This window comes from Treponema sp. R6D11, from assembly GCF_054786075.1.
Genome location: NZ_BDHD01001106.1, coordinates 1 through 386 on the forward strand (window position 1 = coordinate 1; position 386 = coordinate 386).

The 386-nt window shown below is 47.7% G+C and carries 1 protein-coding gene; it reads left to right on the forward strand.

Going from position 1 to position 386, the window contains the following annotated elements:
- Positions 1-386, forward strand: a 386-nt coding sequence (locus tag ACYVTD_RS17675; protein ID WP_461248929.1) for a hypothetical protein, incomplete at both ends; no start/stop codon positions are given.

Sequence of the window (386 nt, forward strand, 5' to 3'; positions counted from 1 at the left end):
TGACTGAAATTGCCGACCGCGTCAGTAAAATAGATTTCAGCCAATACATGGGAACCGTCGAGGCCGTATTCAACAAAGTCGAAGGCTTTGTTTCTTTTCTTATTGGAGCCATACAAACCGCGTGGCGGTTCAGGGGAGTTATATTTGCCATCGTCGGAGTCATGGCAGCCTACCGTACTATGCAGCTGTTAATTGTGGGCGCGGGAAAATTATTTGTTTTTTGGGTAACCGCTAAAAAGGCGGCCATTTTTTTAACGACGCTTTTTACCGGATCGCAGACCGCCGCCCTCGCGCTTCTTGAAGCGGGAACGCTGAAACACCTCATAGTCTCAAAAGCTTTCGCCGTCGCTGAAAAAATAAAAACGGTTATCATGTCAATCGCGACG